Here is a 1463-nt window from a genome sequence, read left to right on the forward strand (position 1 = left end):
GGCACGGTGGGATCGGGGCGCCGTACGCGCACGTCACCGCCCCGTTGCGACGCCTGGCGGACCGGTTCGGCAGCGAGGTCTGCCTCGCCGTCGCGGTGGGGCGGGAGGTCCCCGGGTGGTTGGCCGAGGCCCTGCCCCTGCTGCCGGAGCTCATGGGGGCCTCGGACCGGCTCGCGGGCGCCGTCACGCGGGCCTGCACCGACCGTACCGAGGCCGCCGTCCTGGCGGACCGGGTCGGATCCGACTTCGACGCGATCGTGCTGCGGGCGGAGCCGGGCGAGATCTTCGTGCCGGAGCCGCCGGTGATGGCGCGGTGCAGCGGCACCCTCCGTCCGGCCGACACGATCCGCGCCCGGCTGGTCGAGGCGAACCCCGCGACCGGGGCGGTCAGGTTCGCCTCACCTGACCGGCTCCACCCGGACCTGCCCGAGTCAAGCACGATCGGGTGTCCCGATCGCCACTCTCCGCAGGCGCCCGACCACCGCTAGCGTTCTCCGGCGGCACGCCACGCACGGGAGGTCGACGGTGACGCAGGTCCGGTACGGCATCGAGCACGAGGTGGCGTTCCGCCGCGCGGACGGAGCGTTCGCGGACTTCACCAACACCGCCTTCGCCGAGCTGCAGGGCATCGTGGACACCCTGCCCGAGGACCCCGCCGACTATCCCGAGCTGCGGATCGGCGACCAGGGGATCAAGCGCAAGCGGTGGTACGTCGAGGGCTTCGAGCGGTTCGGCGAGGCCGGGGAGCTGCTGCGCTGCGATCCCAAGGGGATCGAGATCCGGACCCGCATCCACGACTCGGTCGAGGCCGCCGTGGCCGCGCTCACCGCGGACGCCGCGGCCCTGGACGGGGTGGCCCGCGCCCGCGGCCTGGCACCGTGGGTGATCGGCTTCAACCCGCAGCGCTCGAGCTACCCGATCGACCCGCCGCTCAACGTGTGGGAGCAGGCCCACCGCACCGCCTCGCCGGAGGAGCGGACCGCGCACCTGCACATGGTCACGCACGGCCCGGACCTGAACCTGTCCGTCGCGGGGCTGGAGGGCACCGCACTGGTCGACGCGGGCGCGAAGCTCACCCACTACTCGCCCTGGATCGTGCCCTTCTCCTTCTCCTCACCCTGGCGCGACGGGGCCCCGTGGGGCGGGCTCTCGGCCCGCACCGCGCTGCGCACCGGCGCCCGACCTGCGGCGATGGTCTTCCTGGAACCGGGCTCCCCGCACGCGCTGCGCAGCGACCCCTCGCTCACCCAGCCCGCCCGGCTCGCCGCCGAGGTCGGCCGGATCGAGTTCAAGGCCTGCGACGCCTGCCCCGATCCCGCCCTCTACGGCGAGCTGCTCAGCCTGCTCACCGGCCTCGTGCTCGACGACACCCTCCCGGGACGCCGCACCGTCCCCGACGCCGCCGCCCACGATCAGTACGGGCACATCCAGGTCAGCCACCGGCGTCTCCTTCGATCGATCCG

Annotated in this window: 1 protein-coding gene and 1 pseudogene; both read left to right on the forward strand. The window is 74.2% G+C overall.

The window, feature by feature from the left end; all coding sequences use genetic code 11:
* Positions 1-488: pseudogene (locus H5J29_RS32490) on the forward strand (hypothetical protein); the annotation flags it as partial.
* A 37-nt stretch (positions 489-525) separates the two neighbouring features.
* The coding region (locus H5J29_RS32495; protein ID WP_181784727.1) for a glutamate-cysteine ligase family protein at positions 526-1463 on the forward strand (938 nt) is incomplete at its 3' end.

This window comes from Pseudonocardia pini (genome assembly GCF_013870575.1).
Classification (GTDB): domain Bacteria; phylum Actinomycetota; class Actinomycetes; order Mycobacteriales; family Pseudonocardiaceae; genus Pseudonocardia; species Pseudonocardia pini.